Origin of the sequence: Marinobacter nanhaiticus D15-8W, from assembly GCF_036511935.1 — a bacterium.
Taxonomy (GTDB): Bacteria; Pseudomonadota; Gammaproteobacteria; order Pseudomonadales; family Oleiphilaceae; genus Marinobacter_A; species Marinobacter_A nanhaiticus.
This window is the reverse complement of sequence record NZ_AP028878.1, coordinates 1,965,585-1,990,687: the sequence shown is the minus strand read 5'-3', so window position 1 is coordinate 1,990,687 and position 25,103 is coordinate 1,965,585. Positions and strand designations below refer to the sequence as shown.

Sequence of the window (25,103 nt, the reverse complement as noted above, 5' to 3'; positions counted from 1 at the left end):
TCCTTGCTCGCCTATATGGATTAACCGTGACCATCAGGCGATTGGACTGACGTGGAGCCAGCCCAGCAATGTCATACCCAGGGCAAAAACAGGAATGGCCGCGGTCAGGCTGTCTATGCGGTCCATAATACCACCGTGGCCCGGCAGCAACTGACTACTATCCTTGATACCACGGAAACGCTTAAGCATGCTCTCGAGCAAATCGCCAAGGACGGATACCGCCCCGGTGATGAGACTCAGGATCAGCAGCAGGATTGTTTCCCGGCCGTCACAACCGATAAGCAGACTCACGATAAGTGACAGCGCCGCCACCGCGGCGAGTCCACCCCAAACACCGGCCCAGGACTTGCCAGGGCTGACACGGGGGGCCAGTTTGGCTTTACCGAAAGCCCGCCCGGCAAAGTACGCACCGATATCGGCAATCCAGACGACGCAGAAGACGTAAACCAGCAGAAGAAGGTTGTTATCGATGTTGGCAAGCTGGAAGTGGCTGGAGCGCAGGTGATTGAGGCCGACCCAGGCAGGCACCAATACCAGCGCGCCCATCAACCCCCTGACGGCAACCGGCTTCCAGAGTGCGCTACCCTCGGGATAGGCCCGGACCAGGATTAGACCCACTATCCACCAGATAACAGCGAGCACCAATACGGCGAACGCCGTCGTATGCAACAACAGGAACAGCACCACCGCTGTCAGCACCGCGTAGCCGATCCGGCCCGCGCCACTGGTCAGGCCGGCCATATTGGCCCACTCCCAGGCGCCAAGTGTAATAATGATGCCGGTGAAGATGGCAAAGCCTAACGGCGGCAGGAAAAGAATACACCCAATAGCAATGGGCGCGAGAATTAAGGCTGTGATGACACGTGTCTTGAGCAAAACGGGGCTCGCTCTTATTAGTTTTTAAGCTTTTGAGCCGTTCGCGGCCAGTTTTTCGAGCTGGTCGTCAGTCTGGCCGAAGCGACGTTTACGGCCACCATAGGCTTTCAACGCCGTGAGCATCTCCTGCTCGTCGAAATCCGGCCAGTAGACTTCGGAAAAATAGAACTCAGTGTAGGCCAAGTGCCACAGCAGGAAGTTGCTGATGCGCTGCTCTCCCGCTGTCCTAATTAACAGATCGGGCATGGGCAGATCGCCGATACACATCCGCTGCTGCATATGATCTTCAGTGATATCACCCGGCTGGAGCAAACCCTTGCGCACATCCTCCGCGAGAGAACGTGTTGCCTGAGTGATATCCCAATGCCCACCATAGTTGGCAGCAATAACCAGCGTCATACGGGTATTGTTTTCAGTCAAGGCTTCGGCACGGGCCATATGTTCACGAAGGTTTTCGCTGAAGGCCGAGCGGTCACCGATCATACGCAAACGGATGTTGTTGCGGTGGAGTTTCTTGACCTCCCGCTCCAGCGCAATCAGGAACAGCCGCATCAACGCCGACACCTCATCCTTGGGGCGGCGCCAGTTTTCACTGCTGAAAGCGAACAGGGTCAGCACTTCCACCCCCTGCCTGGCACAGGTTTCCACCGCTGCCCGCACCGCGTTGACCCCGGCCTTGTGGCCCGCCACGCCCGCCAGGCGACGCAGCTTGGCCCAACGATTGTTGCCGTCCATGATGATCGCAACATGCCGCGGCGTGGAGGCCGCTGCTACCGGAATTTCGGCCGTTAGACTGTCCGTCATGCCTACCCCTGATACGTCACGGGGGCGTCAGGTAAGGTGAAACCCTCACCATGACAGCCCCCGGAAAAGTTCACTGAGCCAATACCGTTATCGAAGAATCAGACCTCCATGAGGTCATCTTCCTTCGATTTGAGCATTTTCTCGACTTCTGCAATATATTGGTCCGTCAGCTTCTGGATCTCATCCTGACCTTTGCGCTCCTCGTCCTCGGTAATTTCCTTTTCCTTGAGGAGATCCTTGAGGTCGTTATTGGCGTCACGGCGCGCATTGCGGATGGACACCCGACCGTGCTCTGCATCCGCCTTGGCTTGCTTGACCAGCTCGCGGCGGCTTTCTTCGGTGAGCATCGGCATCGGTACGCGGATCACGTCACCAGTACTGGAAGGATTGAGGCCAAGATCCGACATCATGATGGCTTTCTCGATCGTCGGGATCAGGTTCTTTTCCCACGGGGAGACAGCCAGGGTCCGAGAATCCTCGACGTTGACCGACGCCACCTGCTTGAGCGGTGTTTCCTGCCCATAGTAGTTGACCGTAACGCTATCCAGGATCGCCGGATGCGCACGACCGGTGCGGATCTTGTTGAAAGCTGAATGCAGCGAATCGAGACTTTTCTTCATGCGCTTTTCAGCATCTGACTTAATTTCGTTAATCACTTTAAATTCCTCAATTCAGTCCGTTGCCCGGAAAATTCTGGCTGGGGATCTGTCACGCGCATCATCTGCGTGCCTTGTGATCCGGCTTGGTCGTTGGACGTTCAGCCTGTAAACAGCATCAGCAGGATGAACGGCACGCGGCGACCGTTAACCCACGACCTTATTCGATCAGTGTACCTTCAGCTTCGCCAACGACGATACGGGTCAGCGCGCCGGACTTGTTCATATTAAAGACGCGCACCGGCATACCCTGATCCCGGCATAGACAGATGGCCGTCAGGTCCATAACGCCCAGTTTCTTGTCCAGGACTTCATCATAGGTCAGGGTTTCGTATTTAACCGCTGATGGATCCTTGACCGGATCCGCTGAATAAACACCGTCGACCTTTGTTGCCTTCAGCACCACATCAGCATCGATCTCGATGCCACGGAGACAGGCTGCCGAGTCGGTAGTGAAAAACGGGTTGCCGGTGCCGGCGCAGAATATTACGACATCGCCGTCCTTGAGGTCACGGAGGGCGCGGCGGCGATCATAATGTTCGACGATGCCACTCATGGGGATGGCAGACATGACACGGGTGCGGATATTGGAGCGCTCCAGCGCATCCCGCATGGCCAGGCCATTCATCATGGTCGCCAGCATCCCCATATGGTCGCCGGTGACGCGGTCCATGCCAGCAGCATTCAAGGCTGCGCCCCGGAACAGGTTACCCCCACCAATAACCAGCCCCACCTGGACACCGATACCAATCAGCGCACCGATTTCCAACGCCATGCGGTCGAGCACCTTCGGATCAATCCCGAACTCCTGCTCCCCCATGAGGGCTTCACCACTAAGTTTCAGGAGTACACGCTTGTACTTGGGCTGGGACTGCGAGTGTTTTGCCATGGCGAGGGATCCCCTAACTGGCGTCCAGGCGGACGATGATAAAGCGGGTGCAAATGACCCTGTATGAAGACGTCCCTTATCCAGAGTGGACACCAGGACCAGGGTTGCATGTGGGATAACCCGATCGCCTTGGGGTAACCAGACTATCTCGCATACAACCCGTGCTACGACCGCTTCCGGGAATAGCTTTCAGCAACCCTGAAACAGCGCGCAGCACGGTATTGATGAGACCCTTATCAGGCCTTGCCGGTACCTGCGGCGGCAGCAACTTCGGCCGCGAAATCAACCTCTTCCTTCTCGATGCCTTCACCGACTTCGAGACGGACAAAGCCAATCAGGTCAGCACCGGCTGACTTCAGCAGTGCGCCAACAGTCTGGTCCGGGTTCTTGACGAACGGCTGCTCGACCAGGCTGTTTTCCTTCAGGAACTTCTGGATACGGCCAGACATCATCTTCTCGACGATTTCGGCCGGCTTGCCTTCCATGTCAGGCTGGGCGCGAATGATGTCTTTCTCTTTCTCGACTTCATCCTGCGGCATTTCTTCCGGCTTGCCGACGCGCGGATTTACAGCCGCTACGTGCATGGCGATATCGCGGGCGATTTCCGCATTGCCACCGCTAATCGCGACAATGGAAGCGATCTTGTTGTTGCTGTGCACATAGCCGTCAACAACCTCGCCTTCCAGCTTAACCACACGGCGAACGGTGATGTTTTCGCCAATCTTCTGGACCAGCGCCTCACGCTTACCTTCCAGGTCACCCTCCATCAGCTTGGCAACATCACCCTCGCCGGACTTCACAGCTTCAGCCAGAACATCGTTGGCGAAGTTCATGAAGTTGTCGTCACGGGCAACGAAGTCAGTCTCAGAGTTGACTTCCAGCAGAGTCGCGCTCTTGTTGTCGTCGGCAACGCTCAGCACAGCCACACCCTCAGCAGCGGTACGACCAGCTTTCTTTGCAGCCTTCAGACCAGAAGATTTGCGCAGCTCTTCGATTGCGTTTTCCACGCTACCTTCGGCCTCAACGAGCGCCTTCTTGCACTCCATCATGCCCAGGCCAGTACGCTCACGCAGCTCTTTGACCATTGCAGCGGTAATAGCAGCCATGTTCAATCCTCTCGTTTCAATCTCTGGAAAATGGCGCCAACCTGCGCGCCACTTGAATCGATCCTGCAGGGTGAATGCCGCAACAAGGTGACACCCACCCGGGGAGCATGGAAAAACTCCCGAATCACATCCTTTGGCTGTCAGTTCTCGACCAGCGGTTACAAACCTCAACCAGCGGTTATAAAAAAGGGGGATTCAGCTCCCCCTTCTTTACTGCTGAATCCTGATCAGCCAGCTGCCGGGCTTATTCAGCCGCAGGCGCGTCTTCTTCGCTAACTTCTACGAACTCATCTGCACCGCCGCCAGACTGGGACGCTTCAATGCAGGTGTCAGCTACAGCCTTGACGTAAATCTGGATGGCGCGAATGGCGTCATCGTTACCCGGGATCACGTAATCAACGCCGTCCGGGTCACTGTTGGTATCGACAACACCAACAACAGGGATACCCAGCTTGTTGGCTTCCTTGATCGCGATGCGCTCGTGGTCGACATCGATCACGAACAGTGCGTCCGGCAGGCCGCCCATATCCTTGATACCACCGATGCTGCGCTCAAGCTTGTCCATCTCGCGGGTGCGCTCGAGGGCTTCTTTCTTGGTCAGCTTGTCGAAAGTACCGTCCTGGCTCTGGGTTTCCAGGTCACGATAGCGACGGATGGACTGACGGATGGTCTTGTAGTTGGTCAGCATCCCGCCCAACCAGCGATGGTTGACGTAAGGCTGGTTGGCGCGCTGAGCCTCTTCCTTGATGATCTTTGCCGCAGCACGCTTGGTACCTACGAACAGGACCTTGTTCTTGCTCTCAGCCAGTTGACGGACGAACTTCAGGGCGTCGTCCATGGCCGGAACGGTCTGTTCCAGGTTAATGATATGAATCTTGTTACGGGCGCCGAAGATGAACTTCGACATTTTCGGGTTCCAGTAACGAGTCTGGTGACCGAAGTGGGCGCCTGCCTTCAGCAGGTCACGCATGCTTACCTGAGCCATGATATCTACCTATATATAAGCTTTGGGTTAGTCCTCCATGTGTCCAATTGCCCAACCGCGCGGAACGTTCCGCTGCGGCACCCTGGGTCAACGTGTCGACACATGTGTGTTTTTTGCCGAGGCCTGGCCACTCGAGACTGCGTCTATGCGGCCACTCTTATGAAGAGCACAACAGCTTCAGCGGGCGCGTTTATACCATATTCGGCCCATTTAACGCCACCAGTTTGTTACGTAGTTTCCGCAAAACAAGAGGTTAAGCGCCGCTATCATGACCCTTAGTTGCTCGAAATGAAGACGATTGGAAACCGCCTTCCTTGTACCCTGCTGGCCACCTCCCTAAAATGGGCGTCTGATACGAACGAAGGAAAGCCCCTCCAATGCAGGTATCCATCAAGACCCCCGAGGAAATCGAGAAGATGCGCGTTGCCGGTCGGCTCGCGGCGGAAGTTCTTGAAATGATCGGCGAACACGTCAAGCCGGGCGTGACCACTGAAGAACTGGACCGCATTTGTCATGACCACATCGTTAACGTCCAGAAGGCTATTCCGGCACCTCTCAACTATAAGGGCTTTCCCAAATCCATTTGCACATCGGTCAACCACGTCGTCTGCCACGGCATTCCCAGCGAGAAGAAGGTGTTGAAGAGCGGCGACATCGTCAACATCGATGTGACGGTCATCAAGGATGAGTATCACGGGGACACCAGCAAGATGTACTTCGTTGGCGAACCCAAGATTGCCGCTGACCGGCTGGTAAAAATCACCCAGGAATGCCTCTATAAAGGCATGGAACTGGTCAAGCCCGGCGCTCGCCTGGGCGACATCGGCCACGTTATCCAGAAGCATGCTGAAAAGAACCGCTTCTCCGTCGTACGCGATTACTGCGGGCATGGTATTGGCCGGGTTTTCCATGAAGAACCGCAGGTTATGCACTACGGCAAACCGGGAACCGGACTGGAGCTCCAGGAAGGCATGACCTTTACCATCGAACCGATGATCAACCAGGGCAAGTATCAGTGTAAGCTGCTGCCGGACGGATGGACCGTGGTCACCAAGGATCACAAGCTATCCGCCCAATGGGAGCATACGATCCTCGTGACCAGCGACGGCTACGACGTGCTTACCAAACGGTCCGAAGAAGCTTTCTAAATGGCAGGCGCTTTTACGGCGAGATCTTCATCTCTTTCAACCGGGGCCCTTTCGGGCCCTCAGAAGCTGAAGCTTCTGCTACATACTCGAGTAATACCCAAATGTGGCCGATGCTTTAGCTGCGGAGCAGCCCGCAGGGCTGCCAGACAGGGCGGGCACAAACCGATCCTGCTCTTAATCAGCCTCTGAGGCATTGTTAAGATGGCGACTGCTGACGTCCTAGATAAAGCCAGCCTGGAATCCCAGATCGCGGAAGCGCCTTCACCGATCAGCCCCGCGCGCAAGGCATTAAGTGAAGCCTTCAAGGCCCACGCCGACGCCTTCAAGACCGGCGCGGATATTCGCGAACTGGTTATGGCCCGGGCACTTACGGTGGACCGGGTCCTGTCCCTGCTTTGGCAACGCTATCCCTTTTCCCAATCCGGGGACATTGCATTGGTTGCGGTGGGCGGATATGGACGCGGTGAACTTCACCCTCATTCCGATATCGATCTGTTGATCCTGACCCGCGACAGGGTGCGCCCCGAGTGGCAGGAGGATCTAACCGCCTTTATCACGCTGCTTTGGGACCTGAAGCTCGATATTGGCCACAGCGTCCGCAGCATCGATGAAAGCAAGGCCGCCGCCCGCGATGACGTGACCATACTGACCAACCTCCTGGAAACCCGAACAATCGCCGGTCCGGATAGCCTGCGGGCGGTGCTCTCAGAACAGGTCTATTCAGACGAAGTCAGCGATGATCGCGCCTACTTCATTGCCAAGCGCGAGGAGCAGCGCCAGCGGCATGAAAAATACGGCGATACGGAATACAACCTGGAGCCCAACATCAAAGGCTCGCCGGGCGGCTTGCGGGACATCCAGACCATAGGCTGGATCACGAAACGCCACTTCGGTCTGGAATCGATCGCCGACCTGACGCGGTTCAGCATCCTCACCGAGGAGGAATACCAGATCATCCTCGGTGGCGAGAACTTCCTCTGGCGCCTGCGCTATGGCCTCCAGTTGATTGCCGATCGCAACGAGAACCGCCTACTCTTCGACCACCAGCGTGCCCTGGCCGAAATGCTCGGCTACCGTGACAAAGGCAAGCGCCTGGGGGTGGAAATCATGATGCAGGAATACTACCGCACCGTCCTTGCCCTGGCGGAGCTTGCGGATGTGATCCTGCAATACTACGACGAGGCTATTCTCGGATCCGACAAGGACGAGGATATCCGGCCGCTGAACAAACGCTTCCAGGTGCGCAACCGCTATATCGAAGCCATCAACAACCAGGTCTTTGCCTACGCACCCTATGCGTTGATGGAAATCTTCGTACTGATGGCACAGAACCCGGAGATCCGGGGTATCCGCGCGACGACCATTCGCTCCCTGCGAGCCCACCGGCACCTGATCGACGATGCGTTCCGCTCAGACCTGGCCGTCACCACGCTGTTCATGGAACTGCTGCGCACACCTCATGCTTTGGATCAGACGCTGTCCTTCATGAAGAAGTACAACGTGCTGGGCCGCTACCTACCTGAATTCGGTCAGATTATCGGGCAAATGCAGTACGACCTGTTCCATATCTTTACGGTGGATGCGCACACCCTGCGCGTGATCCGCAATATGGTCCAGATGCGTAGCGAGGAGGCCCTAACCAACTTCCCGCTCGCCTCTCGGCTGATCCATCGCCTGCCGAAACTGGAAAACCTCTATATTGCCGGGCTCTATCACGATATTGCCAAGGGCCGTGGCGGCGATCATTCGGAGCTCGGTGCCGAAGAAGCGATTTCCTTCTGTGAACGGCATCATCTCAGCCAACGGGACACGCAACTGGTTGCATGGCTGGTGGAAAACCATCTGCTAATGTCCATGACGGCCCAGCGTAAGGACATCTCAGATCCGGACATCATCCATGCCTTTGCCCGGGCGGTACCCAGTCAGGTGCACCTGGATTACCTCTATGTGCTGACCGTATGCGACATTAGCGCCACCAATCCCAAACTATGGAACACTTGGCGCGCCTCGCTGCTGCGCCAGCTTTATATCGAGGCCAAACGTGCATTGCGGCGCGGCACGGAGACGCCGGTCGACCGCAATGAATGGATCCAGGCCACCCAGTCCGAGGCCCGCGAAATCCTGCTGGCGCAGAACATTACCGATGACCAGATCAATGCCATCTGGGATGTGATGGACGAGGACTACTTCCTGCAGGACTCGACGGTCGATATTGCCTGGCAGACTGCCGCCATCATCCGGCACGGCAACAATCCCGATCCACTGGTGATGATTCGGGATACCCGCGGCGGCCCCAGCGACGGCTACTCCCAGATCGTCATCTACATGAAGGATCGTGCCGCCCTCTTCGCGGCCACCACCGCGGTGCTCGAACAGCTGAACCTCAACATCGTCGACGCCCGGATCAGCAGTAGCGAAGGCCCCTACTCGATCAGCGCCTACGTCGTGCTCGACGAAAAAGGCCAGCCCTTGGGCAAGGACCCGGCCCGTAAGGAGCGGGTACGTGAGCGCCTGATCGAGGAACTGGATGACCCGGAAGATTACCCGGACATTATCCAACGCCGCACACCACGGCAGCTCAAGCACTTCTCATTCCCGACCCAGGTGACCTTCTCCAATGACACCGTCAACCAGCGTACCGTCATGGAGGTGATCACGCCGGACCGTCCAGGGTTATTGGCTCGAGTCGGCCGCATCCTCCTGGATCATGGCGTACGCCTGACCAACGCCAAGATCGCCACCCTGGGCGAGCGCGTCGAGGACGTTTTCTTCGTCACCGACGACCACGGCGCCCCGCTGAGCGACCCGACAACCTGCCAGGATCTGCAGGACGACCTGTGCCGCCAGCTCGATGAAAACGTCGGCGTCTAGACGATCCGAAATGTTGAACCAGACCCACTCCCGAGACCTACCATGAACCCGAACCTTGACCGCCTGCACCCTTATCCGTTCGAAAAACTTGCCAAGCTCAAGGCCGGTATCATCGCTCCAGAAGGAATTTCGCCTATCGCCCTGTCCATTGGCGAGCCCAAACATGCGTCGCCAGGGTTCGTCCAAGACATTATTCGGGACAATCTGGATAAACTCGCCAATTACCCCACCACGAAGGGGATGGATGAGTTACGGGAGGCCATCGCGCAATGGGCAACAGCGAGGTTCGAGCTGTCCCCCGGTACGCTAACAGCCGACCGCTACATCATTCCGGTTAACGGCACCAGGGAGGCGATCTTTTCGCTGGTCCAGGCGGTTATCGAGCCGACTGCCGATGCCACGGTCGTCAGCCCCAATCCGTTCTATCAGATCTATGAGGGCGCAGCGTTTCTCGCGGGCGCAACACCACACTACCTGCCTTGCGATGCCGATAATCACTTCATCCCGGACTTTGGGGCGGTTCCCGGATCGGTCTGGGATAAATGCCAGATCCTTTTCCTCTGCTCGCCCGGCAATCCCAGCGGTGCCGTTATTCCGAGGGATACCCTCAAGCACCTGATCGAACTGGCGGACCGGCACGATTTTCTGATCGCCTCCGACGAGTGCTATTCCGAACTCTACCCTGACGAGAACAATCCACCGGAAGGGCTGCTCCAGACTTGTGCCGCGATTGGCCGCGACGATTACGCCCGCTGCATCGTCTTCCATAGCCTGTCGAAGCGCAGCAACCTCCCCGGATTGCGCTCCGGCTTCGTCGCCGGTGACGCCAGGATACTGGGTGAATACCTGCGCTACCGCACCTACCATGGCTCGGCGATGCCGATTCAGCACCAACTTGCGAGCATCGCCGCCTGGGGCGACGAAGGCCACGTGCGGGAGAACCGGATCGCCTATCGGCAGAAGTTCGACGCCGTGGTTCCCATTCTTTCGGAAGTGATGCGGGTCTCAGCCCCGGATGCCGGCTTCTACCTTTGGCCGGAAACGCCGTTCGACGACGATATCTTCGCTCGCGACCTGGCTGCAAACGAGAACGTGCATGTACTACCCGGTCGATACCTGTCCCGCACCATCGACGGCCACAACCCGGGAGAAAACCGCGTGCGCATGGCGCTGGTTGCGCCGCTGGACGAGTGTATCGAAGCGGCAAAGCGTATTCGTCAGTTTATCCAGCAAACCAGGTAGACGTTTCTTGCTTCCAAATAGCGACGCCTAAACCCTTAACGACCGAGTAGTAACGAAGAGAACAATCATGGACATCTACGGCATCAAGAACTGCGATACCGTCAAGAAGGCCCTGAAGTGGCTGGACTCGAACAACCGCCATTACGCTTTCCACGACTTCAAGAAAGAAGGCGTCAATCGAGTGCAACTCACAGCCTGGGAAAACCAGGTCGGGTGGGAAACGCTCCTCAACCGGCGCGGTACCACTTGGCGCAAACTGCCAGACGAGGTTCGTGATAATATAGACCGCGATTCAGCGCTCACAGTGATGGAAGAGAATCCCTCTATTATCAAACGTCCGGTCGTCGAGCATCAGGGCCAGGTAAGTGTCGGCTTCAACGCTGACGAATGGGCCTCAACCTTTTAGTCCGAACCAGGACAACGCGCATTTATTGCAAACAATTTCCAGAAGCTTTTTGCAGATCACTCCAAAAGCTTTTTATAGAACATTCGAGAACAAGGAGCAGCAACCTCATGAGTTTCGCATTCGGCATCGGTATCGGCACCCAGAACAGACAAGGCGACTGGCTGGAGACCTTCTACCAGAAACCGCTCTACATGCCGGAAGCGACTGTCGTGGAAATTGCTGGCAATACCCTCGACTACAAGGGTGGCAACCAGGCCATCGAAGCAAGCCCGGACCAGCTGAAAGCCTTTGCCGACGGTCTTCACCAGGCAGGCATCGAAGACCAGTCTCGCCTCGCGGCGAAGGCGGCTGAAAGCAAACGCCCCGCCGTTGTCACTATCCTTGAAACAGATGATACGGCATCAAGCACACCCGAGGTTTACCTCAAGCTCCACCTGATCTCCCACCGCCTGGTGAAGCCGCACGGTCTCAAACTGGACGGCATCTTTGGCCTACTCCCCAATGTTGCCTGGACCAACGAAGGCGCAATCGATCTTGATGAACTGCCCGAGCGTCAGATGGATGCGCGTACCGCCGGCACTACCCTCGAGGTGAAATCGGTCGACAAGTTCCCGCAGATGACCGACTACGTGGTGCCTCGCGGTGTGCGGATCGCCGATACCGCACGGGTCCGGCTCGGCGCCTATGTCGGTGAAGGCACGACCGTCATGCATGAAGGTTTCATCAACTTCAATGCCGGCACCGAAGGCACCAGCATGATCGAAGGGCGCATTTCCGCTGGCGTCATGGTTGGCAAGGGCTCCGACCTGGGCGGTGGCTGCTCCACCATGGGGACCCTCTCCGGTGGTGGCAATATCATTATTTCGGTGGGCGAGAACTGCCTGGTCGGCGCTAACGCCGGTATCGGCATTCCACTGGGCGATCGCACCACCGTCGAGGCAGGGCTTTACATCACGGCTGGCACCAAGGTTGCCGTCCTGGACGACAAGAACGACCTGGTCCAGGTGGTCAAAGCCCGCGACCTCGCCGGCAAACCTGACCTGCTGTTCCGTCGGAATTCGCAGAACGGCGCAGTCGAGTGCAAGACCAACAAGACAGCGATTGAGCTGAATGAGGCGTTACACGCCAATAACTAAGCAGACCGTTTTACCACTCGAGTTAGTCGCTAAATGTAGCCGACGCTTCAGAGGGTGTTGCAAAAGCTTGCAGCTTGAAGCCTCTCTCCCCTGGCGGGAGAGAGGTTTGGAGAGAGGGGGACGAGGCGAAAGCCTCGCTCGAAGTCGGCTCTGGCAACGATGGGCGCCTGACGGCGCTGCCCCTCTCCCCGGCCCTCTCCCGCGAGGGGAGAGGGAGTTTATGCCGGTACTTTGGAGATACGGCTACTTTTGCAACACCCTCTTCAGCTTCGGAGCAGCCTGCAAGGCTGCCGAGGGTTACGGTACGTGCCGCGAGACTGCCGCCCTATAGTGAATGCACTTCCGGCGCCCCAGGAGCTGAAGTTTCCGCTACATACTCGAGTTACCGGAACGTAAATCGATTAATGCCAACCAAAGAGACTAGCATGCAGTTATCCCCTACCCTTGAACTCGCCATGAACCTGATTCGCCGCCGCTCGGTCACTCCGGACGACGCCGACTGCCAGGCTTTAATGATGCAGCATCTCGAACCACTGGGGTTCAAGGGCGAATCCATGCGCTTCGGGGATGTCGACAACCTGTGGGCACGCCGTGGCACCGAAGGACCAGTGCTCGCGTTTGCAGGCCATACGGATGTCGTGCCCACGGGTCCGGAAAAGAACTGGTCAATCGCACCTTTCGAACCAACCATCCGCGATGGTTACCTCTATGGCCGGGGCGCTGCGGATATGAAGGGCAGCCTGGCGGCCTTCGTAACGGCCTGCGAGCGCTTCGTGGCACAGCATCCGGATCATAAGGGCTCTATCGCGCTGCTGATCACCAGCGATGAGGAAGGTCCGGCGCTGGACGGCACCGTCAAGGTAGTCGAGACGCTCGAGAAACGTAACGAGAAAATCGATTGGTGTCTTATCGGCGAACCGTCAAGCACCCATCAGGTGGGCGACGTGATCAAGAATGGACGCCGAGGTTCACTGCACGGCTACCTCACGGTGCACGGCATCCAGGGACACGTGGCTTATCCCCACTTGGCAGAGAATCCGGTACATACGGCTGCGCCAGCACTCGATGCGCTCGCTAAAACCGAGTGGGACCAGGGCAACGAGTTCTTTCCAGCCACAACATTCCAGATCACCAAGGTCGATGCGGGTACCGGCAGCAACGTTATTCCCGGCGAACTGACCGTACACTTCAACTTCCGCTACTGCACTGAAAATACGGCCGAAAGCCTCCAGCAGCGGGTTATCGACATACTCGATCAGCACAAGCTGAAATATGACCTGCAGTGGCACCTCAGTGGCGAACCGTTCCTCACCGAGCGCGGCTCCCTGGTTGATGCCGCATCAAAGGGTATTAAGGCTGTGACAGGGCGAGAGACTGAGCTTTCCACGTCCGGCGGCACGTCGGATGGTCGCTTTATCGCGCCGACGGGTGCACAGGTGGTTGAATTGGGGCCCGTGAATGCAACGATCCACAAGACCGACGAGTGCGTTAAAGCGGAAGATCTGGATACCTTGTCGGCAATCTACGAAGAGATGCTTGTGCGGCTGTTGGTGGAATAGATTACTCATGGAGTAGATCGAATTTCATAGCAGCCCTGCGGGCTGCTCCGAAGCTGAAGCGTCGGCTACATTTCTCAGCCAACTCGAGTATGTAGCAGAAGCTTCAGCTTCTGAGGCGCCACAGGCGCCCTGTCCAGCACCCAAATATAGCATCTAGCAATTTAGGATCACCCTTCCCCGTCAACGAAAATCAATAATGCGGCGGCGGCGCCTCATCCTCTTCCCGCTTGATATTCGAAGGCGACATTTCGGAAAGCTGCGTCTTCAGCAACCTCTTGGCTTCCCACAACTCACGAAGATCCATCTCTTGACGAGAAACCTGCTCGCTGAGGGTGGCAATCAAATCGTCCTGGAACGCCACACGGGTTTCCAGCTCAACCAATCTGGCTTCCAGATCTTCCCAGCTCATTATTGACTCCCCTGACGTCAAAGCTAAAGCCCACAGATTGGGTCGTTCGCAGGATGATCTGTTATCATGCTGCGCTTGCACGGAACGGGCCCTGTTTTCCTGCCCAGACCGGCATTTCCGTCTGTGCCTGGTAGCCTATTTTACGTGAAATCAGGCCGTTAGTGTTTTTGATTATGGAGAATAAGACGTCTCATGCGTAATCCAAAGAAAGCGATTCTTGTTGCCCTGTTAATCGCTATCCCCGCTCCCTTCATCCTCGCCTTCTGCCTGGTCACCTTCACCCCGGAGCTTTTCCAGATCCTGTCGAAGTCAGGCTCCAGTGAACTGGCAACCAATACACCGTTCGTTCTTGGCAGCGCTCAGGGCATTGCTGCCTACGTCATCGCAGTTATCCTGTTTGGCGCTGCCGGCTTCCTGACCGTCGCCCTGGCACAAGGTGCTTCCCAAACGCGTACTCAGCAGTCCAACCGCCCCGAAGGCGATGGCTTCGAGGACGATTTTGGTCCCGAAGGTGACGAGGAAGGCACGGTTAAGTGGTTCAACGTGAAGAAAGGCTTTGGCTTTATCGTTCGTGACAGCGGTGACGAAGTCTTCGTCCATTTCCGGGCGATTCGTGGGCGCGGCCGTCGGGTGCTCCGCCAGGGACAGCTGGTGCGCTTCGATGTTGTCCAGGCCGACAAAGGTCTTCAGGCGGACAACGTCAGCATTCTCGACGAATAAGACCTACCACTCTGGCCGGCCTCAGGATAGTCTCCCGTATAAAACGGGAAGGAGGCCGGCGTCAGATTCCACGCAGCCGTTCAATTCCAGACTACTTTCTGCTCCCCACGGGAATCGATCCTCCACCACTTCTCATCTTCAACCGGATCGCCTTCCTTCCAGTTACCGGGACTACAGCGAATTTCCGTATCCAGGTGACGCCAGGCATTTCGCGCACAGTCGAGATCTGAACGCCATGGCAACTCCTCACCCTCCAGCACGACACAGGTGAAGTGTTTATTGAACGCCCCGGGATAAAGGGACACCCGGACTTTGTGGTCACAGTAAAACCCCACCCCGGTGATCACGCCTTTGGAGCCTTTTTGCTCTAACTGCAGATCTTCCAGGGACTCCCCCAGCCAATGGCGAATAGGGTCGTGTGCAAGCTCCTTCACGTAGATTTCCAAATCGTGCATGGACTCTGTGGGCCTCCGGTCACGTCAGGCTTTTCATGGCAGCCATGATTAAAACCGCCATGATGCCCCAGGCAGCCGTAAGCGGCAATAACGACCAAGTGCGATGCCAATCAACCAAAACGGCAAAGCGGCCTTTCGTCATTATTGTTACGGGAGACACTTTCGACAGCATCGTCGCCCGCCTGGTTTTTGAAATCGCTTTTCCCGACTTCGATCTCGTGCTCCACATCAAACGCCGTGACCAAATAGAGCTCCCCTTTTCGCTCGCGCTCACGCCAGTCAATGAGATAGGCAGCGTATTCAATGTCAAGCTGCTCCAACTGACACCGTAGCCCTTCGACATCTTGACCACGGGCTTGAGCAACCAAAAGCGCACGATTAAGGTCGTCGACCTGAGCCTGTAAGGCACGAAGATGGGTGTCCCCGTGCATCATTCTCAGACAAACCCGTGTGGCCGCCGCCTCCAGCCAGTATATGGCCATACCCGGTGTCTCCGCGCAGCCGGGTGCTCTACCTCGGGCGGCCCGCTGCATAGCATCGGGATGGATTCGAACGCGCATCTGGCGCTCGATCCGGCTTTGCCGAGCGCGGAGAATGCTTAACCGCTGCTCAGGGCTGCTGGGCGGCATCGCCATCATCCGCAGAGTCCGTCCTGTTCGCGCAGACAACTCCGCTGCAGCATCTTCGTCAACATCCTCACTGACCAGCAGGATGGGACCCGCATGCTTCGGCACGATTTGGGAGGCAGGATGTAGAGGATCTGAAACCAGCGTCGCAAGATCCCTTGGCGTCATGTCATCCAACACCAGCGCCAGAGATCCCTTCGCCGCCGTTTCACCTATGATGCCGGATTGATCCGCCATCACTTCACACTCGCGGCGGAGATCCAACCACAGGCTTGGAAACGGCCACTGCTGAACGCTTTGCTGTAGAAATGTTGTCTTCCCGGACCCCATGGGCCCTTTCAGCCACAACAAGGCCTTGGGTGACGCCGCCAATCGGACTGCGACGTCGTCTGCAAAGTCCAGCTCTAGGGTTGATGCCGGTTTGGCAAGTACGTTAGGTGTGGCGGCACCTGCTGAGTTTGAGCCATTCCCTGGCCAATCAGACATTGGGTAACTTCCTTTTTTAGAACTACAAGAGCACGTCGTCGAACATCAAGAGCGCGAGCCCTCGATCGCACATCCTGTGCAAAGTTCGCCTGGATCCGTAAAGTAGTCTGGTCAGGCGCGATTATAGGTATCGGCGTAGCGAACGATATCGTCCTCACCGAGGTAGCTGCCGGTCTGCACCTCGATCAGCTCCAACGGGATTACACCCGGATTGGTTAGTCGATGGCGATGACCGACCGGGATATAGGTCGACTGATCCTCAGTCAGCATGATTTCGTCATCCCCCCGAACGACTGCAGCGGTGCCCTTCACGACAATCCAGTGCTCCGCTCGATGATGGTGCTTCTGGAGAGAGAGGGAAGCCCCGGGGTTAACGGTAATACGCTTCACCTGGAAACGCTCCCCCATGGCTATGCCTTCGTAGGTGCCCCAGGGACGATGCACTTTTTTATGGAAGCGATGTTCCTCCCGCCCCAGGGTTTTAACCTGGGCCACGAGCTTCTTCACATCCTGGACCCGATTTCTATCCGCCACGAGGACAACATCGTCGGTCTCGACGATCACGTGGTCGCTCACACCCAATGCAGCGATAAGACGACCTTCAGAGTGTATGTAGGAACCGCTCACGTCCTCCGTAATGACGTCGCCACGACAGACGTTGCCGTGTTCGTCCTGAGGCTGGATCTCCCAGAGTGCGGACCAGGAACCGACATCGCTCCAACCCGCATTGAGCGGAACGACTACCGCATCCTTGGTTTTTTCCATAACGGCGTAGTCAATTGAATCGTCGGGGCAGGCTTCGAAGGCCTCGTGATCCACACGAACAAAATCGAGATCCGACTCACGGCCAGCGAAGGCCGCCTTGCAGGCCTTAAGCATGTCCGGATTGTGCCTGCCCAATTCTTCGAGATAGCGATCAGCCCGGAACAGGAACATGCCGCTATTCCAGTAGTAGCCACCTTGGTCGAGGTACGACTTTGCCGTCGATTCGTCGGGCTTTTCCACAAACGCATCGACAGGCGCATAGCCGTTCGCCAGGTCGCCTCCGCGAATATAGCCGTATCCGGTATGAGGCGACGTGGGGACGACGCCAAAGGTGACCAGCTTGCCCGACGCTGCGGCTTTAGCACCTATCTGCACGGCATCAGCGAATGCAGCTCGATCCCGCAAAACGTGATCGGAAGGCATCACCAGCAAAAGTTCTTCGGGATCGCTCTCTGCTGCCGCCAGTGCCGCCAGCGCGATTGCCGGCGCTGTATTTCGGCCCACCGGTTCGAGAATGATGCCATCCACTTTCCCAGCCGCCATCTTCTGCATGTGAGCTGCCACTACGAACCGATGATCCTCGTTGGTGATCGCCATGACTCTCGTCTGCGGATCGAGTTTGAGTCCACGGTCTATGGTTTCAGCTAGAAGGGACTCGTCGGATACAACCGGAAGAAACTGCTTGGGATAGGCTTCGCGGGAGAGCGGCCAAAGGCGCGTTCCGGATCCACCAGAGAGAATGACAGCTAGCATACAGCATCCTTGTCAGAAGATTTCCCGACGATTCTAACGCAAACCGGGGTCATGTTTCCTGTGGGATATCACTGAAATACGATTAAGAAGCTGAAACAGTATTAAAGGGAGATATATCAGGAGGGAAACTTTACGTGTTTAGGAAGTCACACATCAAACGAACGGATCGATGCTGGAGCATCTGTTAGTCATTCAAATTACAATGAAACTCGCCAGACTTAAGGACTCCGACCGCATTGGCCGGAGCCCTCAGCAAAATCAGTCTTGCTGCCAGCCTTGTACCGCTTCCTTACCGTACTTATCGCGCCACTCGTTCAGCGTCTTATGGTTGCCACCGCGAGTCTTGACGACCTCACCGGTATGCGGATTCTTGTAGGTTTTCAGCGGACGCTTCGGACGTGAGCCTGAAGCCGCTTCGGCTTTTCCGCCGGAAACAGACGGATCGATTGCGCCCAGTACCTGCAGCACGTCTTTCGCAGACTTGTTGTGCTCCTTCATCAAGCCGCGGATCTTCTCTTCAAACTCAAGCTCGCGCTTCAGCGCATTGTCTTCCTCGAGTTTGCGCAGCTCATCTGCAAGCTTATCCATAAGCTGTTTCTTCTGGTAATACTCATTGATCTTTGCCATGGATATATACCCTTACTTGGTTCAAGCTTTCTGTGATTCAAAACTAACTGAGGCTCAAGCTAGCTACTGATTCAAACTACCAACCCTTCAAATCACCTATCTATTCATATGCGCTTGAAAAATTGGCTGAACAAAAATGTCGGGAGGAAGGCAAAAATAGCTAAATCTTTGCCGAGCCATATCTGACGACAGTCATAATAGAACACTAAACAAATTATGACAATTAAACGCTACTGTGTGACACCGTTGTCATAAATGTGGATAACTTACGCCGAAATAAAAAGGACCTTAAAAAGGTCCTTTTCGTATACGGCAGCTTTGCAATATGGATCAACCGATGAAGATCACAGGCGCAAGTGCGACGACGTTTTATCGAACGTGCCTTTCAAGTCATAGAAAATGCCACTCGATTTAAGATACGAACGGATTTCCTCCGCACCCATCTCGACATACTCACGATGCGGCACTGTCAAAATCACGCCGTCATATATCTGCTTCTCGCTCAACTCGCAAAGCGAAATACCATATTCGTGGACAGCCTCTTCATTATTTGCCCACGCATCCGCAACATCAACCTTACAACCGAAATCGGATAACTCGCGAATCACATCGATGACCCGTGTATTGCGTAAGTCCGGGCAGTTTTCCTTGAACGTCAGACCAAGGACAAGCACTCGGGCACCGGAAATAGTCTGCCCCGCCCTAATCATACCTTTCACAAGTTCGGACGCTGCATAAGCGCCCATACCATCATTGACACGGCGGCCCGCCAGGATCATTTCCGGATGGTAGCCCACAGCCTGGGCTTTGTGAGTCAGGTAGTATGGGTCGACACCGATACAATGGCCGCCAACGAGTCCAGGTTTGAAGGGCAGAAAGTTCCATTTGGTGCCGGCAGCAGCGAGCACTTCATGGGTATCGATACCCAGACGGCAAAATATCATCGAGAGCTCGTTCATCAATGCGATATTGACGTCGCGCTGAGTGTTCTCGATGACCTTGGCCGCTTCGGCCACTTTTATGGAGCTTGCCTTGTGGGTCCCTGCAGTAATCACGCCGGCGTATAACGCGTCGACTTCATCCGCTATTTCAGGCGTCGACCCGGCCGTTACTTTTTTAATCGTCGTAACGCGATGCTCCTTGTCGCCGGGGTTAATACGTTCTGGGCTATAACCCGCATAGAAGTCTTGGTTAAAGGCCAGGCCTGAAAACTTCTCCAACACAGGGACACAGACTTCTTCAGTAGCGCCGGGGTAAACCGTCGATTCATAAATGACGATATCGCCTTTCTTGAGCACCTTGCCTACGGTTTCACTAGCCTTTACCAGCGGCGTCAGATCAGGCGACTTGAATTCATCAATCGGGGTCGGGACAGTGACAATGTAGATCTGGCAGTCACTGATACCTTCCAATGAGTCCGTAAATGAGAGATGCCTGGACTCGGCCAGTTCCTCCTTGGACACTTCGCGCGTAAAGTCCACACCCTGCTTGAGCTCGACGATTCGCTTCCCGTTGATATCAAAACCGACGACTTCCCGCTTCTCGCCAAAGGCAACGGCCAGTGGCAAGCCAACGTAACCCAAGCCGATAATTCCAATTTTTTTCATGTTAACTCCTACCCGATATCAGGGGATCAGAATCCTGCTATCGTATTTCGTTTCGAGAAGATGCTGGAAAGCCAATTTGGCATCTGCATCTCCATGTACAATTCTTATCTCTGCCGGCGTTTCGGGAATGCCCTCGACAAACCGGAGCAAATCGCTCTGTCCCGCATGGGCCGAATAGCCGCCTACCTGATGAACCCGAGCGCGTATGGTATACCGTTCGCCATCCAACTCAACATAACCTCCGTGCGGGCCGTAGCTGAGTATCTCTCTGCCCGGGGTACCGACTGCCTGGTATCCGACAAACAGGACGTCGTTGCGAACATCGCCTAACAGGGCCTTCAGATAATTAACAACCCGCCCGCCGGTGCACATTCCCGAACCGGCCAGCACAACACACGGACGATGCGAGCGTGCCAGATAACTCACCGCGTTCAAATGGTCTTCGTGGCTATCAATGACGGTGAGCTGCTCGAACGACAAGGGGTGCCGCCCCTCGTTGACGAGCTCTGTGGCTTCGGCATCCCAATAGGGCTTAAGGTCACGGTAAATACGCGTGAAGTCCGCCGCTAACGGCGAATCCACGACAATTTCGAGATCCTTCCAGGAGAGCTTCGCACCATGAGGTAAGCTCACGTCTTCGGCGACCTCATCGTCACCGAACTCATGGATGAGACTTTCAATTTCGTATAGCAACTCCTGCGTACGGCCAATACTGAATGCAGGCACGAGTATGGTGCCACCGTCCGCCAAGGCATTTTCAAGAATAGCCTTCAGCCGGTACCGACGCGTTTCCCTGTCTTCATGATCCTTGTCGCCGTAGGTACTTTCAATCACTAACCGGTCTGCCCGTTCCGGCGACGTTGGTTCAGGCAATAGCGGCGCATGCGGGGCGCCGAGATCGCCACTGAAGACGATACGCTCGCTTACCTGATTTGCCCAGGCGTCGCATTCAACATAAGCCGAGCCCAGAATGTGCCCCGCCTGCTGCAACCGCACGGAGAGCGAACACTCACCCTCCGCGAATACCGAATACCACTGACTATAAGGAAGGGGCACGATTCGAGAGCGAATCAGGTCCAGCACTCGCTCGATGAGCTTTCTATCCCGGGTAAAACCGATCTTCAGCGCGTCTTCCAGTATTTCCGGCAGCATGAACGCTGAAGGCTCGGAGCAGATGATCGGACCCTCGAAGCCAGACGCGAGTAGATAAGGTATACGTCCCACGTGGTCGATATGCACGTGGGTAACGACCAGCGCGCGTATATGATCGATGGGGAAATCGATGGCAAGGTTTGAGGCCGTGGATGAATGCCCTGCCTCTTGCCCTTGGAACAAACCGCAGTCAATGAGAATGCCGGCGTCGCCGACACTCAATTCGTGGCACGATCCGGTAACGCCTGTGGTGGCGCCGTGGTGTTTTATTTCAATCACTTCAACATTCCGTGTTGAATAATTTCAGATTTGGCAGCAACGTCAGTGAGGCAACTGCCTGACCGAACTCTCACTTAACTGAACCACCTGGTCTCCTCCGTTCCGCCAAACGAGGTCAACCATATCCCCATTCGGTGAGTAGCCGGTGGGCGCCTCCCGTAGAAGTTCGATGACGGCGCCACAATCAAAGTTCTGACTGGCCAAGGTCAGCTTCTTTAACAGTAGCTCGACATCGGACCAATCCATCGACACTTCCCTGGCCATCATGATCCGAGGATGATTGGTACCTTGCGGGTCGTCCCCAATGAGCAGCTCCTCGAAAAGTTTTTCTCCCGGGCGAAGACCGGTGAACAACACCTCGATGTCCCCTTCCGGATTTTCGGACGTTTTCTCTTCGAGCCCCATCAGATGGACCATCTTCCGCGCCAATTCGGCTATTTTTACCGGCTCCCCCATATCCAGTACGAAAACCTCACCACCCGTTCCCATGCTTCCGGCTTGCAGCACGAGCTGACTGGCTTCTGGGATGGTCATGAAGTATCGAATAATGTCTGGATGCGTGACCGTAATAGGCCCACCATCACGAATCTGATCGCGGAACAGCGGCACGACCGACCCAGAAGAACCCAATACGTTGCCGAATCGCACCATGGAAAAGCAGGTATCGGCCTGACGCTCTGCCAATCCCTGAAGCACGAGTTCAGCCAATCGTTTGGAGGCGCCCATCACGTTCGTCGGCCGCACCGCTTTATCTGTTGAAATCAGCACAAAGCGCTGGACGCCCGCACTGATAGCAGCCTCTGCGGTATGCCAGGTCCCAAAGACATTGTTCTGTATACCCTCAATAACATTGTGCTCAACCAGCGGAACATGCTTGTAGGCGGCAGCGTGATAGACCGTCTCAATATCAAAAGCCCGCATGACGGCTTCGCATCTGCGGCGGTGGCAAACACTACCCAGAATCGGGTGGATCTGTACCTCTAAGCTCTCAATCTGATTGATCGATTCCAGCTCACGCTCAATCGAATAAAGCGAAAACTCCGACTGTTCAAACAAAACAAGGCGAGAGGGTTTGTGACGGATGATCTGGCGACAGAGCTCGGAACCGATCGAGCCGCCCGCACCGGTGACCATCACAGACTTACCGTAGAGACTGCCAGCAACAATCGCGTTCTCCGGACGAACTGGATCGCGTCCTAACAAGTCTTCGATATCCAAATCTCGGATATCATTAATACGCGCCCGGCCGGTCACTAGTTCGGACATGGAAGGAACAGTTTGTACCGGGATTGAAAGCGGCTCTAATTGTCTAAGCAATCTTTTGCGATCAACTTTAGAATTCGGGTCCAGCGCGAGCAGGATCCGTTGAACACGGTGCTGCTGTACCGCTTTCGCGACATGCTTGATGTCGACAACTGGTAAGCCCTTAATCGTTGACTTGTGGTTGGCTCGCCTAAACGTAAGAAAAAGAACAGGCCCGTACTCCGTGCCTTGTTCGAGAGCTGAGGCGAGCTGCATCCCAGTCTCGCCCGCGCCAACAATAGCGACTCTTTCTTTACTGCGCATGCGAGGGCGATTGACGAGCATGCGAACACCCAAGCGGGTGCCACCCACAAAGATAAAAGCCAAAGCACCGTAAATAATAGGGACAGAGCGCGGCACGAACGCCTGCAATAAATAACCTAAAACGATAAGGGTCACACTCGAAGCGACCACGCCATAGATAATCGTCAGGAAAGCCTTATCGCCCAAATAGCGTATGACGGCGCGGTACAGGCCGAGTCGTACAAAAATGCCAACCGTGATAACGACCGTAATGGTGGCAACAGTGAACTGCTCTCGCGAAGGGATCCAAATCTGCTGCTCCAAACGTAAAGCAAAAGCCGCCCACACAGCGAAGAACAGGAAGAATACATCGGAAGAAACTGAGATCAGGCGCTTGTAAACACGAGGTAGATTCAGGAAAGTGTTGATCATGTTAGCCCTTTACTCGATCTCCTGAGCCTTTGCCTAGCAAGGTCATTACAATGTAGTGAAAGTAATTCCGAACATTTAACTCGGCCAGTAGCTTAGCATCAGTCTCAGCCAATAGTCGTGGGGTCGACATATCGATATCGTTGATTTGTGCTAACCCAGTTATCCCTGGCCTTGAGTCATACACATTCCGAATCTCTCTCTCAGAGATAAGTTTCTCCTGAGAAAAAAGGCAAGGACGGGGACCAACTAGGCTCATTTCCCCCGTCAATACATTCCAGAGCTGGGGCAGCTCATCAAGTTTGGAGCGTCTCAGAAAACGACCAAATCGTGTGATAGCATCTTTGCTCGCTAGATGACTGGCAACTGAAGCTGTATCCTTTTTCATGGTCCGGAACTTGACCAAGGTGAACGGCTGCCTATACCGCCCTACTCGCTGCTGTCTAAAAATTGGAGAGCCAGTATCGAAAAATCCAATAATCACAACCACTGATAAAAGTGGCAAACTCAGCAATAGGCCGATCAACGAAAAAACAAAGTCAAAAAATCGAATCAACTTACATTCTCCGGAATAAAGCAGCGCCGCAGTCCTTCATCCACCGAAAAAGGAGGCTCCCAGCCTAAACGGCTTTGCGTTTTGGAAATATCAACCTGCAAGGAACTCAGCAATCGTTGAACCATAGCCCTCTTACCGATCAAGATAGCCACTAGCTCCAGCAATCCCGGGGGAACAGAAATGAGTAGGGAGCGCCTGCCAGTGGCCGCAGCTAGCCGGCGTAACAACTCTGGAGTTGAGAGGTCCTCACCGTCACTAACCAAAAACACCTGATTGGCAGCGGCGGGATGGTCGATACAGGTAATAATAAGATCAACCAGATTGTCCACCCCCACTAACGAACGCCTATTAGGAATAGCACCCAATGGTAGCGGCAGCCCTTTTTCAACAAGCTTTATGAGACTTGCAAAGTTTCCCTTCACCCCAGGGCCATACACAAGCGGCGGCCTAATAATAACTACCTCCATACCAGTGCAGCGGGCTAGTTGCTGAAGCCCACGCTCGGCCTCCATTTTAGAGATACCATAGGGATCTTCTTGTGCAGGATCATCCTCAGGGGTAAAGGCTCTGCCTTGAGGGGTTCGCTCGCCATTAACCTTGATCGAACTTATAAACACAAAGCGACTGACACCATGCTGCGCTGCCTGCCGCGCAAGGCTGAGAGTATCTTGAACATTAACTTTGCGAAACTCAGACATAGGGTCTCTCGCATCATCCTCCATAACATGAACGCGTGCCGCACTATGGATGACTACTTGCACACCCTGTAAAAACATAGGATCGGGCAGAGCCGCAAACGACGAACTCACTATAGGTGTGATGCTCGCAGGAAGATGCTTGTTGTATTGCCGAAAATGAGCGAATATCTGCATATCCCGCTGCCTCGCAAGGCGGTTGAGTATGGCAGAACCGACAAAACCCGCCCCCCCCGTTATAAAGAGTTTTTTCAGCATACTCAAAACAGCTTTCTCCAGATTGCGATAAGTAATGGCGAGGTCGTCTTCCCAGGCACCATT

23 protein-coding genes are annotated in these 25,103 nt (G+C 55.4%); 7 read left to right on the top strand and 16 right to left on the bottom strand.

Translation table 11 applies throughout. The annotated features are described in order from the left end of the window. Positions 1 to 33: 33 nt before the first annotated feature. The 6 genes from RE428_RS08980 to rpsB all read right to left on the bottom strand — a co-directional run bounded on the left by RE428_RS08980 (position 34) and on the right by rpsB (position 5,316). Positions 34 to 876, bottom strand: coding sequence for a phosphatidate cytidylyltransferase (locus tag RE428_RS08980; protein WP_004581667.1), 843 nt, complete (start codon positions 874 to 876; stop codon positions 34 to 36). Positions 877 to 900: 24 nt separating this feature from the next. Next, positions 901 to 1,680, bottom strand: a complete 780-nt coding sequence (gene uppS, locus RE428_RS08975) for a polyprenyl diphosphate synthase (protein ID WP_004581666.1) — start codon at positions 1,678 to 1,680, stop codon at positions 901 to 903. A 98-nt stretch (positions 1,681 to 1,778) separates the two neighbouring features. After that, the gene (gene frr / locus RE428_RS08970) at positions 1,779 to 2,336 is read right to left on the bottom strand and encodes a ribosome recycling factor (RefSeq protein WP_004581665.1); all 558 of its coding nucleotides are present in this window, start codon (positions 2,334 to 2,336) and stop codon (positions 1,779 to 1,781) included. A gap of 160 nt (positions 2,337 to 2,496) precedes the next feature. Next, on the bottom strand, positions 2,497 to 3,225 hold the full coding sequence (pyrH, locus tag RE428_RS08965) for a UMP kinase (RefSeq protein ID WP_004581664.1): 729 nt from the start codon (positions 3,223 to 3,225) through the stop codon (positions 2,497 to 2,499). A 236-nt stretch (positions 3,226 to 3,461) separates the two neighbouring features. Beyond that, positions 3,462 to 4,331, bottom strand: a complete 870-nt coding sequence (tsf, locus tag RE428_RS08960) for a translation elongation factor Ts (RefSeq protein ID WP_004581663.1) — start codon at positions 4,329 to 4,331, stop codon at positions 3,462 to 3,464. Positions 4,332 to 4,575: 244 nt separating this feature from the next. Then, positions 4,576 to 5,316 (bottom strand): 30S ribosomal protein S2, encoded by a 741-nt coding sequence (rpsB, locus tag RE428_RS08955; protein WP_004581662.1) that lies wholly within the window; start codon positions 5,314 to 5,316, stop codon positions 4,576 to 4,578. A gap of 377 nt (positions 5,317 to 5,693) precedes the next feature. Between rpsB and map the strand changes: the two genes are divergently transcribed. The 6 genes from map to dapE all read left to right on the top strand — a co-directional run bounded on the left by map (position 5,694) and on the right by dapE (position 13,678). Beyond that, positions 5,694 to 6,464 (top strand): type I methionyl aminopeptidase, encoded by a 771-nt coding sequence (map, locus tag RE428_RS08950; protein WP_004581661.1) that lies wholly within the window; start codon positions 5,694 to 5,696, stop codon positions 6,462 to 6,464. A 201-nt stretch (positions 6,465 to 6,665) separates the two neighbouring features. Then, a complete protein-coding gene (locus RE428_RS08945; protein ID WP_004581660.1) occupies positions 6,666 to 9,335 on the top strand; it encodes a [protein-PII] uridylyltransferase in 2,670 nt (889 codons plus the stop codon). 42 nt (positions 9,336 to 9,377) lie between these two features. After that, on the top strand, positions 9,378 to 10,577 hold the full coding sequence (gene dapC, locus RE428_RS08940) for a succinyldiaminopimelate transaminase (protein WP_004581659.1): 1,200 nt from the start codon (positions 9,378 to 9,380) through the stop codon (positions 10,575 to 10,577). A 67-nt stretch (positions 10,578 to 10,644) separates the two neighbouring features. After that, a complete protein-coding gene (locus RE428_RS08935) occupies positions 10,645 to 10,983 on the top strand; it encodes an ArsC family reductase (protein WP_004581658.1) in 339 nt (112 codons plus the stop codon). Positions 10,984 to 11,090: 107 nt separating this feature from the next. Then, a complete protein-coding gene (gene dapD, locus RE428_RS08930; protein ID WP_004581657.1) occupies positions 11,091 to 12,119 on the top strand; it encodes a 2,3,4,5-tetrahydropyridine-2,6-dicarboxylate N-succinyltransferase in 1,029 nt (342 codons plus the stop codon). Positions 12,120 to 12,544: 425 nt separating this feature from the next. Next, on the top strand, positions 12,545 to 13,678 hold the full coding sequence (dapE, locus tag RE428_RS08925; protein ID WP_004581656.1) for a succinyl-diaminopimelate desuccinylase: 1,134 nt from the start codon (positions 12,545 to 12,547) through the stop codon (positions 13,676 to 13,678). A gap of 190 nt (positions 13,679 to 13,868) precedes the next feature. Here the strand turns inward: dapE and RE428_RS08920 are convergent, their stop codons facing one another. Next, positions 13,869 to 14,087, bottom strand: a complete 219-nt coding sequence (locus RE428_RS08920) for a SlyX family protein (RefSeq protein WP_004581655.1) — start codon at positions 14,085 to 14,087, stop codon at positions 13,869 to 13,871. A gap of 192 nt (positions 14,088 to 14,279) precedes the next feature. Here RE428_RS08920 and RE428_RS08915 point away from each other — a divergent pair, with 192 nt between their 5' ends. Continuing rightward, entirely contained in the window at positions 14,280 to 14,807 is a 528-nt protein-coding gene (locus RE428_RS08915) for a cold-shock protein (protein ID WP_004581654.1), read from the top strand. Between the two features lie 80 nt (positions 14,808 to 14,887). On the opposite strand, the gene RE428_RS08910 is transcribed toward RE428_RS08915, so the two are convergent. The 9 genes from RE428_RS08910 to RE428_RS08870 form a co-directional block, all read right to left on the bottom strand. Continuing rightward, positions 14,888 to 15,262 carry a hypothetical protein gene (locus RE428_RS08910; protein ID WP_004581653.1) on the bottom strand — a complete coding sequence of 125 codons (375 nt, stop codon included), beginning with the start codon at positions 15,260 to 15,262 and terminating at the stop codon, positions 14,888 to 14,890. A 110-nt stretch (positions 15,263 to 15,372) separates the two neighbouring features. Further along, on the bottom strand, positions 15,373 to 16,374 hold the full coding sequence (locus RE428_RS08905) for a P-loop NTPase family protein (protein ID WP_004581652.1): 1,002 nt from the start codon (positions 16,372 to 16,374) through the stop codon (positions 15,373 to 15,375). Positions 16,375 to 16,485: 111 nt separating this feature from the next. Then, positions 16,486 to 17,892, bottom strand: a complete 1,407-nt coding sequence (locus tag RE428_RS08900; RefSeq protein WP_004581651.1) for a mannose-1-phosphate guanylyltransferase/mannose-6-phosphate isomerase — start codon at positions 17,890 to 17,892, stop codon at positions 16,486 to 16,488. A 258-nt stretch (positions 17,893 to 18,150) separates the two neighbouring features. Next, on the bottom strand, positions 18,151 to 18,519 hold the full coding sequence (locus RE428_RS08895; protein ID WP_004581650.1) for a histone-like nucleoid-structuring protein, MvaT/MvaU family: 369 nt from the start codon (positions 18,517 to 18,519) through the stop codon (positions 18,151 to 18,153). 344 nt (positions 18,520 to 18,863) lie between these two features. Further along, positions 18,864 to 20,126 (bottom strand): Vi polysaccharide biosynthesis UDP-N-acetylglucosamine C-6 dehydrogenase TviB, encoded by a 1,263-nt coding sequence (tviB, locus tag RE428_RS08890; RefSeq protein ID WP_004581649.1) that lies wholly within the window; start codon positions 20,124 to 20,126, stop codon positions 18,864 to 18,866. A gap of 18 nt (positions 20,127 to 20,144) precedes the next feature. Next, a complete protein-coding gene (locus RE428_RS08885) occupies positions 20,145 to 21,557 on the bottom strand; it encodes an MBL fold metallo-hydrolase RNA specificity domain-containing protein (RefSeq protein ID WP_004581648.1) in 1,413 nt (470 codons plus the stop codon). 42 nt (positions 21,558 to 21,599) lie between these two features. Further along, positions 21,600 to 23,534 (bottom strand): nucleoside-diphosphate sugar epimerase/dehydratase, encoded by a 1,935-nt coding sequence (locus tag RE428_RS08880; protein ID WP_004581647.1) that lies wholly within the window; start codon positions 23,532 to 23,534, stop codon positions 21,600 to 21,602. Position 23,535: 1 nt separating this feature from the next. Further along, a complete protein-coding gene (locus RE428_RS08875; protein ID WP_004581646.1) occupies positions 23,536 to 24,087 on the bottom strand; it encodes a sugar transferase in 552 nt (183 codons plus the stop codon). Next, positions 24,084 to 25,040: a UDP-glucose 4-epimerase family protein gene (locus RE428_RS08870; protein WP_004581645.1), complete on the bottom strand. Its 957-nt coding sequence runs from the start codon at positions 25,038 to 25,040 to the stop codon at positions 24,084 to 24,086. Before RE428_RS08870 ends, RE428_RS08875 begins: the two co-directional genes overlap by 4 nt. Positions 25,041 to 25,103 lie beyond the last annotated feature (63 nt).

Bases quoted from the DNA above. Each gene is read 5' to 3' on its own strand.
- pyrH (WP_004581664.1), bottom strand. From the start codon at position 3,225: ATGGCAAAACACTCGCAGTCCCAGCCCAAGTACAAGCGTGTACTCCTG.
- map (WP_004581661.1), top strand. From the start codon at position 5,694: ATGCAGGTATCCATCAAGACCCCCGAGGAAATCGAGAAGATGCGCGTT.
- tviB (WP_004581649.1), bottom strand. From the start codon at position 20,126: ATGAAAAAAATTGGAATTATCGGCTTGGGTTACGTTGGCTTGCCACTG.
- dapC (WP_004581659.1), top strand. From the start codon at position 9,378: ATGAACCCGAACCTTGACCGCCTGCACCCTTATCCGTTCGAAAAACTT.
- RE428_RS08905 (WP_004581652.1), bottom strand. From the start codon at position 16,374: ATGTCTGATTGGCCAGGGAATGGCTCAAACTCAGCAGGTGCCGCCACA.
- RE428_RS08900 (WP_004581651.1), bottom strand. From the start codon at position 17,892: ATGCTAGCTGTCATTCTCTCTGGTGGATCCGGAACGCGCCTTTGGCCG.
- dapD (WP_004581657.1), top strand. From the start codon at position 11,091: ATGAGTTTCGCATTCGGCATCGGTATCGGCACCCAGAACAGACAAGGC.
- RE428_RS08895 (WP_004581650.1), bottom strand. From the start codon at position 18,519: ATGGCAAAGATCAATGAGTATTACCAGAAGAAACAGCTTATGGATAAG.
- rpsB (WP_004581662.1), bottom strand. From the start codon at position 5,316: ATGGCTCAGGTAAGCATGCGTGACCTGCTGAAGGCAGGCGCCCACTTC.
- RE428_RS08910 (WP_004581653.1), bottom strand. From the start codon at position 15,262: ATGCACGATTTGGAAATCTACGTGAAGGAGCTTGCACACGACCCTATT.
- RE428_RS08920 (WP_004581655.1), bottom strand. From the start codon at position 14,087: ATGAGCTGGGAAGATCTGGAAGCCAGATTGGTTGAGCTGGAAACCCGT.
- RE428_RS08915 (WP_004581654.1), top strand. From the start codon at position 14,280: ATGCGTAATCCAAAGAAAGCGATTCTTGTTGCCCTGTTAATCGCTATC.
- tsf (WP_004581663.1), bottom strand. From the start codon at position 4,331: ATGGCTGCTATTACCGCTGCAATGGTCAAAGAGCTGCGTGAGCGTACT.
- dapE (WP_004581656.1), top strand. From the start codon at position 12,545: ATGCAGTTATCCCCTACCCTTGAACTCGCCATGAACCTGATTCGCCGC.
- uppS (WP_004581666.1), bottom strand. From the start codon at position 1,680: ATGACGGACAGTCTAACGGCCGAAATTCCGGTAGCAGCGGCCTCCACG.
- RE428_RS08935 (WP_004581658.1), top strand. From the start codon at position 10,645: ATGGACATCTACGGCATCAAGAACTGCGATACCGTCAAGAAGGCCCTG.
- RE428_RS08945 (WP_004581660.1), top strand. From the start codon at position 6,666: ATGGCGACTGCTGACGTCCTAGATAAAGCCAGCCTGGAATCCCAGATC.
- RE428_RS08880 (WP_004581647.1), bottom strand. From the start codon at position 23,534: ATGATCAACACTTTCCTGAATCTACCTCGTGTTTACAAGCGCCTGATC.
- RE428_RS08870 (WP_004581645.1), bottom strand. From the start codon at position 25,040: ATGCTGAAAAAACTCTTTATAACGGGGGGGGCGGGTTTTGTCGGTTCT.